This window comes from Thalassoglobus sp., from assembly GCF_048270125.1.
GTDB lineage: Bacteria > Planctomycetota > Planctomycetia > Planctomycetales > Planctomycetaceae > Thalassoglobus.
On record NZ_JBLWTN010000001.1, the window covers coordinates 390,413 to 403,021 of the forward strand.

Genomic DNA, 12,609 nt, shown 5'->3' on the forward strand with positions numbered 1-12,609 from the left:
ATCTTTGCTGGGTCACTTTCGCATTGCTGGTATCTGTGAAGAGTGCACTTCATGCGATGTATCACTCAAATTCACGAGAGAGCACGCGGTCTCCTCCAAATGCCATAGAATTGGCCTGAGAGTTTCTTGCTGTAAATTCTCACAAAGCAGATCGAAAGAAACAAAAAACTCCATCCCACCAACTTGGCGACATGGAGTTTAAAAGTGGTCGGGGGCGGGTTTGAACCGCCGACACCAGGATTTTCAATCCTGTGCTCTACCAACTGAGCTACCCGACCGTTGAGACTTCTGCTGAAGGAGTTACGTCGAAAAAAAGTGACTTGCTCCCTCAGGCGGGACACATGATTGCGTCTGGAGTTCGGTCTGTCAACTTTCCGAGCCGAATTCTTATCAACGCTTTTGCCGAGGAGCAGATTTTGCAGCATCGCTAACGATTTCACGTCGAATTTTGCCGCTCGCAGGGCACACAAACAAGCAGATGCTTATTGGTGCCTCCAACTTTAACGAATGTCCGGATCTGAGACAGGCTGCATGGTCCGTCAAACAGAGACAGCAGTTCGAACTGGTTTTGATTTTGCGCTTTCGAACATGCCTGAATGCTCAATGAGTGGCATGCAAAGCTCGACCGAGAACTTCTTATGCCGGTCGCTGTGAAGGCCGTAACTGACTCAAGCTTCAGAAAAGTGTTAAGATCACCCTTCGGACAAAACTTCAAGGCGTTTTGTTCGTAACACTGAAATCTCTTTCTCGATTCATTTTTTACGAATGCGATCAATGTCGAAACCCACATTTTCACGACCGACGAAACTTCAGTGAAAGACCAGCACATGTCGACCATGGAAGTTGAAGACCCGGTGAGCAGCCAACATAGACAGGACCGCTTCCTGCGTTGGCGTGGTTTTGTTCGCATTCTTTTGATCGTCGAAGTCGTCGCGCTCGCCTGTGTGGCATATTGGAACGCAGCGGAATCCGCGAGCATTCTCCCATCGCTGATCGATCAAGCTCCCAATGATCCGCTGCAGACAATTTTGCTCTCGGCAACGAACAGTCTGCTAGAACTCTGTTTTCTAACAGTTCTCTCGTTTCTGATTGGGGCAGCTTTCTCACCAAGCATTCTCGTCACCTCGAGGTCTCGCTTTCTGATCCCCTGGATGACAGCCTTCGTGTTCGCCTTTTGCTTGACGACTCTGTTCACAATTGGAAAGCATGGGCTGCCGATTGTCATTCCTTCTTTCGTGGTTGTTCTTGCACTGCTCGTTGCAAGCCTGAGTGGGAGTTGGCTCGGCACAACATGGATGCGGTCGCGAAGCTTTCTAAGATGGTTCCTGTTCCAGACATGCTTGATGGGTATTGTCTTCATCGGCGGTACTTACATGATTGCTCAGCTTGCGTTTTCCGGGAAACCGCTAGAAATTGCAGAGACGAAAGTGGCGAGTGACGATCGTCGAAATCTTGTCAAAATCTTTAAGGAGCACGATCCTCGAAAATTGCAAACGGAAGAAACCAGAAAACTGAGCTTGTCGGAAACTGAGTTGAATCAACTTCTTAGCTGGGGACTTTCGGTTTTCCCCGGAGATCATCAAGAAAAATTGACACTCAAGAAAAATCTTCCGGAGCTACAAGTCTCGTTGCAATTCCCGGAAAACCAGTTCATCTCTTCTCACCTTAACCTGACAACGGCAGGGGAAGTGACGACTCACCAAGGCGTCCTCGGATATCGACCGAGGAAGTTTGTGATCGGAAGCCTCAGTATCCCCCCCGTTTTCCTAAAATTCTGTGGGCCAATTCTTTTTAATAATCAGTGGAATTCCCCCACTGCAGATCGCTTCTTGCATTCGCTCAAGAAAATCAAAATTGACGATGGCCTCGCGACGGTGACTTACTCGCAGTTAGATGTCAATCGTGAAAATCTGCGTCAGGCAATGCTTGAGTTTGGCCTGATCGAAGATCTCGAACCGACAATCACGATCTACGTCAGCAAGTTAATTCACTTGTCCGAGAATCGCCCCGAACTCACTTTTGGTGATTGTGTCGAGGAAGTATTTTCTGAAGCCAGGAAGAGATCGGCGAACGAAGATCCGGTCAAGGAGAACCGCGCTGCGATTCTGGCATTAGGTTACGCGCTCGGCCATCGAAAACTGCGGCTATTTCTGGGAGAAAGTGTCCCGGTCATCTCAAACGAGCAACTGAAGAAATTTCGCAAAATCACATTGCGGGATCGCCAGGACTGGACTCAACACTTTACCGTAAGTGCCGCTTTACAGGTGTTGTCAAACTCCTCAATCAGTATGGACATTGGCATCTTAAAGGAAGAACTGGACGCGAATGGTGGGAGTGGATTTTCGTTTGGGGATCTTCTTGCCGACAGAGCTGGGACAATGTTCGCTTTTCAAGCAACAAGCTCCAAAACGGACGCAATCGAATTCCAAAACCGTCTCGACTCTGGGTTTCAGGAAGCCGACTACATTCCTGTCGGTGCAGATCTCCCCGAAGGTTTGACCGATCAGGAGTTTCAGGCCAAGTACGGCGGGGTAGGGGGAGATGGCTATCAAGAATTGCTTGACGAGATCGATGGAAGAATCAAAGAGTGTGCTGCGTACCAAACCGACGAGTAATCAGCGCTCTCGTTTCGCCCCAAGAATTTTGATCTGAGTGACTGCTCTAGGTTTTGAGGGAGTGCACTCCAGTAGAAGTAGCGAAACCTACTCGACATCACTTTAGGCCTTCATATTGACGACGAGCATTGCCGACACATAAACTGTCGCTGATCACTCATCCTAAATCGAGAAGAGCATGTTTCGACTATCATTAGGTTCAGCTGGACGGTACTGCGACGGGGCTTCGCGCCGATCGTTTTTACAGATCGGCATGGCAGGAATGGGTTCGCTCGGGATGAGCGACATTCTGCGAGCAAAAGCTCAGGCAGGGAGTTCGTCTCAGGCAGAGACCTCTCTGATCCTCATCTGGTTGGATGGTGGGCCGAGTCACATGGACACCTACGACCCTAAACCGGACGCCCCGGCGGAGTATCGCGGGATTTGGAATCACATCCCGACGAATGTTCCGGGAATCGATATTACAGAACTCTTTCCACTTCAAGCGAAACTGGCGGACCGCTATTCGCTTGTTCGATCTGTCCATCACAATGCCGGAGACCATTTCACAGCGGGTCACTGGATGTTGACGGGACGCGGCGGTGTAAACGGGGCCATGAAAGCACAGAAGTATCCGTTCTTTGGAGCGGTCGCGACGAAAGTTCTCGGACCACGTGTTGCAGGGATGCCAGCATTCGTGGGAGTCCCATACTCAATGAGTATCGGTATTCGTCCCGGTTATTTTGGAGGGCATTATTTAGGCGTTGAAAACAATCCCTTCGAAACGGTTGGCGATCCGAATAACGACAACTTCAAAGTTCAGAATTTGAATCTTGCTCAAGGTCTCAACCTGGATCGTCTTACCGAGAGGCGATCATTGACGGTCCACTTCGATGAAGTGCGACGTCTCATGGATAAATCGAAAGCGATGCAGACGACCGATCAATTCGAGCAGGAAGCGTACGAGCTCGTCACAGGAGCCCGGGCACGCGACGCGTTCGACATTCAGCAGGAGACTCCTGAAAACAGAGAGCGATACGGCCGAAACAGCTGGGGACAAAGCGTCCTCTTAGCTCGCCGCCTTGTCGAGGCTGGCTCGACGATTGTGACTTGCCACTTTGGCGGCTGGGATTCTCACTGGGATCATCAGGCTCGAATGGAAACCTATCTTCCGAAAGTGGACCTGGCAGTCAGCGGTTTGCTGAACGATCTCAAGGAACGTGGCCTGGATGAGAAAGTGATGGTCGTTGTGTGCGGCGAATTTGGTCGCACCCCGAAAATGAACAATGGAGGAAACGGCGGGGCTCCAATGAGCAAAGGAACACCCGGACGCGATCACTGGGGAAATGCTCTTTCCGTTCTGATGGCAGGGGGCGGACTCAAGGGTGGAACCGTTGTTGGAGCGACGAACAAACGTGGCGAACATCCTTCCGAACGACCTGTCCGACCTGGTGATTTGCACCACACTATCTTGCGACAACTCGGCGTCGATCCAAGTATGAACTTCCTGAATCACGCCGGTCGTCCGATCCCCGCTGTCGACCATGGGGCTGTCATTGATGAACTCATCGCTTAACGAACCAATGAGCAGCCTATCCGATGCGGTTGGCAAATGAAGCTTTCGAATGAGGCATTCAACCGAGGTCGCGATTCAGGGCAAGTGACGGAGAAGCAAACGATAAGTGTCGGTCCGGAACCGCTTCACGCTCCCATATTTTTTTGCGGTGTCGTAAAGCTATCTGTCTCACGAAGCGTTGCGTCAATGACCTCTGAAAGCCCACACAACATTCAATACCGGGCTCTTTCTGAACAGAGTCTGGTCAAGGGCCTGCTCTTTAGCGACAATATTGACTGAGTACGAAAAGTCGATAAATAGAAAGTCAGCCAGTTGCTTCAAAATCATTCGCTTTCTTGCGACATACTTGTCGCCGGTGGAGGTCCAGCCGGGGTTCCCTGCGCCCTTGCTGCCGCTCGAAATGGAGCCAAAGTGATTCTCTGTCAGGACAGATCCGTTCTCGGTGGAAATGCCTCCAGCGAAGTTCGTATGCACATCGTTGGTGCCAATGGGACGGGGTCTTTTGACCGTGGAGCTGAACTCGAAACAGAGGCTCGCGAAGGGGGGATCATTGAAGAAATCCGACTCGAAAACTGCGTTCGCAATCCGCAACGGTCGGCTGCCATCTTTGATTTGATTCTGTACGACTTGTGTCGAAATGAGCCCAATCTGACTCTGATGCTCAACACGACAGTGACAGGTGCCGAGGTCGAAGGCAATCGAATCAGACACGCCATTGCGGAACGACAAAGTACCGAAGACCGTTTTCAGATTGCAGCTGATATCTTCATTGATTGCACCGGTGACGGGCGACTCGGCGTTGAGGCGGGCGCGGCATTTCTGGAAGGTCGGGAAGATCGCGAGGCCTATGCGGAATCACTTGCCGTCGAGGTTGCAGATTCACAGCGACTGGGGTCAACAATCCTTTTACAAGCCAGAAAACATTCGAATCCGATGCCGTATCTGGCGCCGAGGTGGGCCAGGAAATTCTCAAAGCAAGATTTGAAATTACGACTGTACTCGGTCCCGGGAGAGGAGGAGCCGACACACGAGTATGGATACTGGTGGGCAGAATGGGGCGGGACGCTCGATACGATCAAAGACAACGAAACGATTCGCGATGAACTGCTCGCCATTGCACTTGGAATCTGGGATCACGTTAAGAACGCTCCTCCGGAGTCGGAAGCCAATGATGATCCGTTCGAAGCTGCCAATTGGGCTTTGGACTGGATCGGGTTTCTTCCCGGAAAACGAGAGAGTCGACGCTTCATCGGACAGCATCTTCTCACTCAGTCCGACATACTTTCTTCGCGTCAGTTCGCGGATACCATCGCCTATGGTGGCTGGTCGCTCGACCTGCATCCCCCCGAAGGTGTCGACGCTCCTGAGAAAGCTCCCTGCACGCAAACGCGAGTCCCATACCTTTATGACATTCCATTACAGTGCTGTATTGCTCAGAAGATAGAAAACCTGATGTTTGCTGGCAGAAACATCTCAGCCACTCACGTCGGTTTTTCTTCAACCCGTGTGATGGCAACATGTGCTGCAATTGGTCAAGGAGTAGGGACCGCTGCCGCGTATGCTCAACAGCAAAATCTTTCCCCAAGTGTCCTTCCTCAGAATCAGACCGCGATCCATACCATTCAGCAGACTTTGCATCAGGACGATGCTTTTCTGATTGGTCAGATGAATCGAGTCCCCAAAGACTTAGCAATATCCGCGACAATTACGGCGTCGAGTGAGCAGCAGGATGGTCTGGCGATCAATGTAATTTCCGGGCAAACACGTTCAGTCCACGGGCCGAGCGGGGCTCCACCCTCAAGAGCGAATGCAGGGTCGCATCGCTGGATGTCGGTTCCAGAGCAGGGCTTTCCAGCCTGGTTGCAGTTCGAATGGGATCGTCCAGTGAGCATCACCGAAGTACACTTGGTTTTCGACACAGGACTCCATCGCCATCTCACTCTCAGTCACCACGATGGTTATACCTCGAAAATGATCTGGGGCCGTCCTCAACCGGAGACCGTCAGCGATTACGAAATCAAAATGAAGAGAGAGGATGCATGGGTGACAGAAGTTCTCGTGACGGGGAATTATCAACGCCTGCGTAAACATCAAATCGAGTCCACATTCCAAACGAACTCGTTACGAATCGAAGTGACAGGAACGAATGGACTTCCTCATGCTCGTATCATGGAGGTTCGATTGCTGTCGTGACTCATCGAGAGTCTCCAGTCCGCCGAATCACGACAGAGAGTACCGGGCGTTCGAGGTCGGGAGAACTCCACTGCCAACTGGAACTCTTCAGACGCGAAGCCATTTGATTGTTCAGCTGTAAATACGAAACTGCCTGAGTTTGAATTTCCGAAGCCATTTGAGTCGAACGTTTCCACGCAGAGACAGAGGGAGTCGGTGTCCAAACGATAATTTCCGCTTCCGATCCTGATCGACTCAGGAAAGGACGAAGTTCTACGAGAAGTTGTTTGAGTCCTTCGTCAAGATGTGGTGATCCTTTTGGAAGGGGCTGGTGACGATCAAACGTGACTTCCCCGGACACATCTTCAGAGGTGGACGCGGCATGCAGCCGTTCAAGTTCATTGAGCATTCGTTCGAAGTCGTCCTGTTCCCGATCACGAACATGCTGTCGATCAGCGACCTCATCCGGACCATGCCCGGTCTTGATGCCGTCAGCTTCATCAGCAACTCTGTAGTGCGGGCTGGTATGATTCAGCTGAATTGAATGTTGACTTCTTCCGGACGGAAAAATGCCGGGGACCCCGAGTGAATTGGTTGCCTGAATAAACGACCCAGTCCCTGAATACAGGTTGGCCCCCGTCTGTTCTGAGGCAAGTGAATTCAACACAATGAAGAACGCCAGCAAGGCCGTCATCGTATCGCCAAACGAAATCATATATGAATTATTTGGTCCAGAGGACGCTTTCTTTTTACGAATTGCCATCGTTCCGGTTCTGGTTGAAGAGATAAGAAGTGCGTCAGTTTTCTCTGTCAAATTTACTGCTCAAGCCGCAATGACAGTTGAAGCCCTTTGGGGGCATCTCCAACCGCAATCCCGATCCGACCTGGCGGGACTTTAAATCGGGAGGTCAGCAACTCTGCAAGTTGAGCAACATTTCCCAGGTATTCAGGGGAATCCACACTCATCGTCAGTTCGAGTGGCAGTCGCTTCATCTGGTTCGCAAGGAGGCTGAGTTGATGCAAAGCAACTTCGGTCGGTTCCCCTTTCGAAGTCGTGAAGAGATGAATCGACACATCAAGCGAGAACCGTTCGAAGTTTGCCAGGTCATTGTTCTCTTCTAAAGCAGATAACCCTTTCGTTGCCGCTTCGGTGACCGGATCAGTGTACATCGGAGGGATTTCGCTCCCCCGCGAAGTCATGCGGCTTGATGGTGGTTTAATACGAACAACGAGAGTTTCCTTCTCCGCCTCTTTGACTTTCACGCCGACGTTGCTGGCACTACCGCCCGATCCAAACAGCGATTCCTGCATCAGTTCGAATCCTTCGGGCTCGCTACTCGAAAAGGTGAGCAACAAAATAAAAAACGTCATCAGCAGGGTAATTACGTCGCTGTAAGTCACGAACCAACGTGGAATTTCACTATTGTTGGTGCCTGTTTTTTTAGACCGTCTCATCATGCACCTCAGGCTGCCTGGACTGACGATTCGGGTCGATTTGAAGTCGAGAGAAACGCACACAGTCGTTCAGTTACAACCGGTGGGGCGTGTCCATCGACAAGCGACCCCAGTCCGGACATCATCAGCTCCCGTATCATGATCTCCTGCTGGCTCCGCATTTCGAGTTTTCCTGCAAGCGGGATGCAAAACAAATTTGCGATCACCGCACCGTAGAGTGTTGTCAACAATGCGGTCGCCATCCCAACACCGATTTGACTGGGATCGTCAAGCGTTCTCAACATCTGGACAAGGCCGATGAGAGTCCCGATCATCCCGAAAGCAGGAGCCGCCGCCGCCATCGAATCGAGAATTTTCTTTCCGTTTTCGTGTCGATGTTCGATATAGACAATCTCTGTCTCGAGCATCGAAGCGAGTTCTTCACGTGAATTTCCACCGACCACAAGCTCAAGCCCCCGCTTCATGAACTTGTCATCAATCTCATCCAGTTTTTTCTCAAGCGCTAACAACCCGTCTCGACGGGCAACCTTTGCATACTCGGCGAACTGTTCGATGACGTCATTCGCATCCGGGAGTTTGACAAAGAAGCAATTCTTCAGAACTGAGAGAACACTTAAGACCCTCGCCAAGGAAAAGTTGATCAATAAAGCTGAAGCAGATCCTCCGACAGTAATCATCAGTGACGGAATGTTAATGAACGGCAATATCGAACCGCCCAGTAGAATCGCCCCCAGTACCAGGGCTGTGCCTGCCAGCAGGCCAATGATTGTCGCGATATCCATTTCGCACCTTTATCAATCTAGAATGATTTCTGTTTCAATGTTTTGAGCAACATTGCTCGGTCGTGTTGCCCATATCGAACTCGAACTCTTGTCGAACTCGAACACCAATTCGAAAGATGCTCTACGATGCAGCACTCATCTTCCCTTTAATGCGGTAAACGTGTGCCAGAAGCTCAGCAATGGCTCGGTAGTATTCCAAGGGAATTTCATCACCGACATCAGCCAGTGCAAACAATGCCCGCGTGAGAGGTTTTCGCTCGAAAACGGGAACGCCGTTTTCTCTGGCGATCTCTGCAATCCGCCTTGCGAAGGCATCTGTTCCTTTGGCGACAACGACAGGGGCCCCCATCGTTCCGGTTTGGTATTTCAAAGCGACTGCGTAATGTGTTGGGTTGGTAATGACCATTGTCGCCTGAGGAACATCTTGCAACGTTCTACGCTTGGCAGCTTCCTGCTGAGCACGTCTCATTTTGTTTCGAATTTGAGGATCAACCTGATCTTCTTTTTGCTCGTCTTTGACTTCCTGCTTGGACATCTTCAATTTCTGTTCATGACGAAACCGCCGAATTGCAAAATCGACGATGCCCCAGAGAAGTGTGATCCCTGACAGGGAAAGCAGGAGGCGGTGCATCAGAACTTGCTCAACCAGAACTGGTCCGACCGGGCCGGAACTAATCACACCGAGACCGGTTTCGCTGCTCAACGAAGTCAGCCCTGCTGTCTGTGACCGGAATTCATGAATCGCAATCGAAAACAACAGAAGACTTACTCCTACCGAGCTCAGAAGTTTCAAAATTGATAGCCCTCCGCGAAACAGACTGTCCAGCGACAGTAAGCGGCTCCATCCAGACGCTGGAGAAATTTTGTCCCACTTCGGAAGCAGAGGCTGGAAGGTCATCGTTGGCCCCGATTGGAGTTGCGACGCCAGCAGTGCGGTGCCGGTTGTCAACGTGAACACAACTCCAGAGCAAATCAGGATTCGGGAGAGCAACCACTTCCCGGCAAGTATTGTTTCAACAGTCTCCCATTCGCGAAGCCGCAGTCCACTGAAGGCTTCGGTCAAGGGGAACGAAAATAGATCCAGAGCGGCTTCCCAAAACAAAAACACAAACAGGCTGACAGTACACAACATTACACCAGCAGAAAGATCAGGGCTAAAGACGACCTGACCTTCCTCACGCGCCTGATCGCGTTTGCGAGGGGTCGCTTCTTCGGTTTTGTTTTGATCTTGTGTTTCAGACATCGTGGAGCTCAGAGAACATCATCTGGATTCAGGAAAGGTGCATCAGCCAACGTTCGACGAGAACAGGAATACGCAGAATGAGGTCCGGGATGAAAAGAAATAATGCAAGCAGTCCAGCCAACAGCCGCACCGGCATCCCAAAATTAAACAAGTTGAACTGCGGTGTTTGCCGCATAATAAAGAGCAAACTGACCGTTGTCCCGAACATCAGCATGACCACGGGAGCTGCCAGATGCACACCGACCCCAGTCGTGTTCGCGATGGTTCTCATGACCCATTCTTCATTCCCGGAAGCCCACTGACGACCGACCGGAAACAATCGAAAACTGGCATCGAAACTGCGAAAAAACAGATGATGCCCATTAAATGAAAGGAACATCAAAACGGCCAGAGCATCAAGAATTTCCGAAAGGACATTGCTACTCCCGTCCCCGGACGCGGATGTCAATGTCGCAATCGTCAGCCCCATTTCCTGAGCAATGAAAGCACCAGAAATTCGAATTGGAATGAGCACCATTCCCATCAGCCAACCCATTGCGGCTCCAAGTGTTGCTTCACGTCCGATCATCCAGGCAAAAAGTAACCACGACCGCTCGCCATACTGAGACATCGCAAGGGTCATTCCCGGAACGAATTGGGAGATCCACACAGTTGTGAGGGTCACTGCCAGGCCAACCTTGACGGTCCGTGGAACCCGGGTTCCGCCAAACAAAGGCAAAAAAGCGACGAATGCAGAAACGCGTACGAACAACAGGAATGTCGCTTCAAGAACAAGTTCAATCATCCAGTCACCTCATTCCTCGTACCGGTTCGGACACCAGGCAGTCTCATTTACAATTTCGTTTCGATGGTTGTGAAAGTTCAGCTACTGCGTGGCCTCGATCATGCGGAGCATCATTCGCGACGTGAATGCCATCGCAACTTTCAAACTCCAGGGAAGAGTCCCCATGAGCACCAACGCGACAGCAACAATTCTCGGAGCAAAAGTAAGGGTCTGTTCCTGAATACTCGTAACAGTCTGAAACACACTAATGACTCCCCCCACCAGCAGACTGACCACGACTGCCGGAAGAGACAGCAGCAACGCTGTCAGCAACAGATCACGACCAATCAAAACAACTTCAGAAGAGACCATGACATTCCTTCACTCATACAGTTGAGTCTGTTGAAAGCTTCGTACATGTTTCAGGGCAGGGGATTGAACGAATCAGTTCGCTGAATTATCGCAGCGTTCGTCTTGCTCGTTTTGATTCTTTGGGTGACTTCAAATTACGAAACTCGCTGACTAAATCTTGCACGAGCTTGGCATCATCAAGACTCGATAAAATTTTTGCCGCTTCCCGTTCTTCCAGATGAGAGAGAATCTCCACAGCTATGGGCATCTTTCCATCGTTAGCCATCTCTCTCAGCACCTCTGCCGCCTTGACTTCATCCATGCTTTGAATCCATTGGGCGAGCTTTTTCGTATTTGTCGTATGCTGCTCATCGACTTCGATTTGGACTTCTTCGATCTTCTTGAGTTTTTTCTCTGCTGCTGCTCGCTCATCAATGACCGCTTGCCTTGCTTGCATTAAGCGGTCGATCAAGATTTCTGCTTTAGCAAGTTCACTCTTCACTTGCGTTTGTTGTGAATCGATAATTCCTTGTTCCTGCTGGATATCTGCTAAGGCAATTTGTTGATGAATTTCTTGCTGCCGGAGCTTTTCAGCATCATCCTTAAGTCGTTTCTCACGACGTTTCAGGTCCATCCCCAACCGAACCATCTCTTCCACAGAAAGTTCTTGTGGACGAATTGACAAGTCCCCTTTTAAAGAGTCGTTAGACACACCGCCCGCTGGAGAGCCTCCTGTCACTGGAGTTCCGTTTACTCCACTTCCGGGGTAGCTCTCCGATTCTATGTCACCGGCCTTAGCCAGGTAATTCGTTTTCAACCACAGTGAACCGAATACGCCGCCTGTAAAGACCGCAATCGCAAGAGTGAGAATGACAACAGATTTCACAGCATTGTGCTTTCGTTCCAAGGGTGAGAATGAGCGTTCGAGTACGAATCCAAAAACATCTAGAAAATTGCTCATCAAAAACTCAACGGTCTTATTGAGCTCGTAAATCTCCACTTGAGTGAGATTCACTTTTCGTTTTTCGCCAGGAAAATTCGACGTCTGTCGAATGAATCAATTTCTGGGCTGAATGTTCTTCAATTTGAAGTTGATCACGTTTCATTCGCTCCAGTCGAGATTCGCTGCGTCGACGGTCGAGGAGTTTTCGCAAAGCTTGCTCACGAGAATACTCTTGTTCGTATTGAATCCTCAGCGTTTCGAGTTCGCGTTCAATCTCCATTCGCTTTTGGTTGATCCCCTGAATTTGCTCGGACAGTCGGCCACATTCATTCCGACCGACATGAACAGCTTGCATTCTGGAACCGCTTGCTTCTCTTGTGCGATGCCTTCCCTGTTGCTTAGGAATCAAGAGAGCTATTTGAATTTTCTTAATCGCTGCTTCCATTTGCGACGATTGCGATTGGTACTGACTCTTTTTTGCTTCCAGCCCGACAATTTTCATGGCAAGCGATTGGACTCGATGCGAGATGACCTTCAGAATCTTTTCATAATTTGCTGTGGAGGATTTCATCTTTTTGAACCATTCATCAACAAAGGCAATCTTTGAGCTGCAGGCGTTTTTGAATGCAGCTACACCTTTAGAGCAGTTTGCTCTACCTTGTGCCCGTGAAGAACACGTTTCATCAATAAAATTGCTTCTCGCCACGAGGCAGAATCTGTACACCAGCTC

11 protein-coding genes and 1 tRNA gene are annotated in these 12,609 nt (G+C 50.2%); 3 read left to right on the forward strand and 9 right to left on the reverse strand.

What is annotated here, in order from left to right; translation table 11 throughout:
- Positions 1-205: 205 nt before the first annotated feature.
- Positions 206-278 (reverse strand) — tRNA-Phe (locus tag ACN0YR_RS01430).
- 549 nt (positions 279-827) lie between these two features.
- Here ACN0YR_RS01430 and ACN0YR_RS01435 point away from each other — a divergent pair.
- The 3 genes from ACN0YR_RS01435 (at position 828) to ACN0YR_RS01445 (ending at position 6,363) form a co-directional block, all read left to right on the forward strand.
- Positions 828-2,615 carry a hypothetical protein gene (locus tag ACN0YR_RS01435; RefSeq protein WP_417847421.1) on the forward strand — a complete coding sequence of 596 codons (1,788 nt, stop codon included), beginning with the start codon at positions 828-830 and terminating at the stop codon, positions 2,613-2,615.
- A 178-nt stretch (positions 2,616-2,793) separates the two neighbouring features.
- Positions 2,794-4,170, forward strand: a complete 1,377-nt coding sequence (locus ACN0YR_RS01440; RefSeq protein ID WP_417847422.1) for a DUF1501 domain-containing protein — start codon at positions 2,794-2,796, stop codon at positions 4,168-4,170.
- A 312-nt stretch (positions 4,171-4,482) separates the two neighbouring features.
- The gene (locus ACN0YR_RS01445; RefSeq protein ID WP_417847423.1) at positions 4,483-6,363 is read left to right on the forward strand and encodes an FAD-dependent oxidoreductase; all 1,881 of its coding nucleotides are present in this window, start codon (positions 4,483-4,485) and stop codon (positions 6,361-6,363) included.
- Between the two features lies 1 nt (position 6,364).
- On the opposite strand, the gene ACN0YR_RS01450 is transcribed toward ACN0YR_RS01445, so the two are convergent.
- The 8 genes from ACN0YR_RS01450 to ACN0YR_RS01485 form a co-directional block, all read right to left on the reverse strand.
- Entirely contained in the window at positions 6,365-7,105 is a 741-nt protein-coding gene (locus ACN0YR_RS01450; protein ID WP_417847424.1) for a flagellar motor protein MotB, read from the reverse strand.
- 53 nt (positions 7,106-7,158) lie between these two features.
- Positions 7,159-7,797, reverse strand: coding sequence for a flagellar motor protein MotB (locus tag ACN0YR_RS01455; RefSeq protein ID WP_417847425.1), 639 nt, complete (start codon positions 7,795-7,797; stop codon positions 7,159-7,161).
- Positions 7,798-7,805: 8 nt separating this feature from the next.
- Positions 7,806-8,579 carry a motility protein A gene (locus tag ACN0YR_RS01460; protein ID WP_417847426.1) on the reverse strand — a complete coding sequence of 258 codons (774 nt, stop codon included), beginning with the start codon at positions 8,577-8,579 and terminating at the stop codon, positions 7,806-7,808.
- Positions 8,580-8,700: 121 nt separating this feature from the next.
- Positions 8,701-9,822, reverse strand: coding sequence for an EscU/YscU/HrcU family type III secretion system export apparatus switch protein (locus ACN0YR_RS01465; RefSeq protein WP_417847427.1), 1,122 nt, complete (start codon positions 9,820-9,822; stop codon positions 8,701-8,703).
- Between the two features lie 28 nt (positions 9,823-9,850).
- On the reverse strand, positions 9,851-10,606 hold the full coding sequence (locus ACN0YR_RS01470) for a flagellar biosynthetic protein FliR (protein ID WP_417847428.1): 756 nt from the start codon (positions 10,604-10,606) through the stop codon (positions 9,851-9,853).
- A gap of 81 nt (positions 10,607-10,687) precedes the next feature.
- Entirely contained in the window at positions 10,688-10,957 is a 270-nt protein-coding gene (locus ACN0YR_RS01475) for a flagellar biosynthetic protein FliQ (RefSeq protein WP_145198374.1), read from the reverse strand.
- 85 nt (positions 10,958-11,042) lie between these two features.
- The gene (locus tag ACN0YR_RS01480) at positions 11,043-11,897 is read right to left on the reverse strand and encodes a hypothetical protein (protein WP_417847429.1); all 855 of its coding nucleotides are present in this window, start codon (positions 11,895-11,897) and stop codon (positions 11,043-11,045) included.
- A gap of 16 nt (positions 11,898-11,913) precedes the next feature.
- Positions 11,914-12,450, reverse strand: coding sequence for a hypothetical protein (locus ACN0YR_RS01485; RefSeq protein ID WP_417847430.1), 537 nt, complete (start codon positions 12,448-12,450; stop codon positions 11,914-11,916).
- Positions 12,451-12,609: the final 159 nt, after the last annotated feature.

Bases quoted from the DNA above. Each gene is read 5' to 3' on its own strand.
- ACN0YR_RS01470 (WP_417847428.1), bottom strand. From the start codon at position 10,606: ATGATTGAACTTGTTCTTGAAGCGACATTCCTGTTGTTCGTACGCGTT.
- ACN0YR_RS01485 (WP_417847430.1), bottom strand. From the start codon at position 12,450: ATGAAATCCTCCACAGCAAATTATGAAAAGATTCTGAAGGTCATCTCG.
- ACN0YR_RS01480 (WP_417847429.1), bottom strand. From the start codon at position 11,897: ATGAGCAATTTTCTAGATGTTTTTGGATTCGTACTCGAACGCTCATTC.
- ACN0YR_RS01460 (WP_417847426.1), bottom strand. From the start codon at position 8,579: ATGGATATCGCGACAATCATTGGCCTGCTGGCAGGCACAGCCCTGGTA.
- ACN0YR_RS01475 (WP_145198374.1), bottom strand. From the start codon at position 10,957: ATGGTCTCTTCTGAAGTTGTTTTGATTGGTCGTGATCTGTTGCTGACA.
- ACN0YR_RS01465 (WP_417847427.1), bottom strand. From the start codon at position 9,822: ATGTCTGAAACACAAGATCAAAACAAAACCGAAGAAGCGACCCCTCGC.
- ACN0YR_RS01435 (WP_417847421.1), top strand. From the start codon at position 828: ATGTCGACCATGGAAGTTGAAGACCCGGTGAGCAGCCAACATAGACAG.
- ACN0YR_RS01450 (WP_417847424.1), bottom strand. From the start codon at position 7,105: ATGGCAATTCGTAAAAAGAAAGCGTCCTCTGGACCAAATAATTCATAT.
- ACN0YR_RS01455 (WP_417847425.1), bottom strand. From the start codon at position 7,797: ATGAGACGGTCTAAAAAAACAGGCACCAACAATAGTGAAATTCCACGT.
- ACN0YR_RS01440 (WP_417847422.1), top strand. From the start codon at position 2,794: ATGTTTCGACTATCATTAGGTTCAGCTGGACGGTACTGCGACGGGGCT.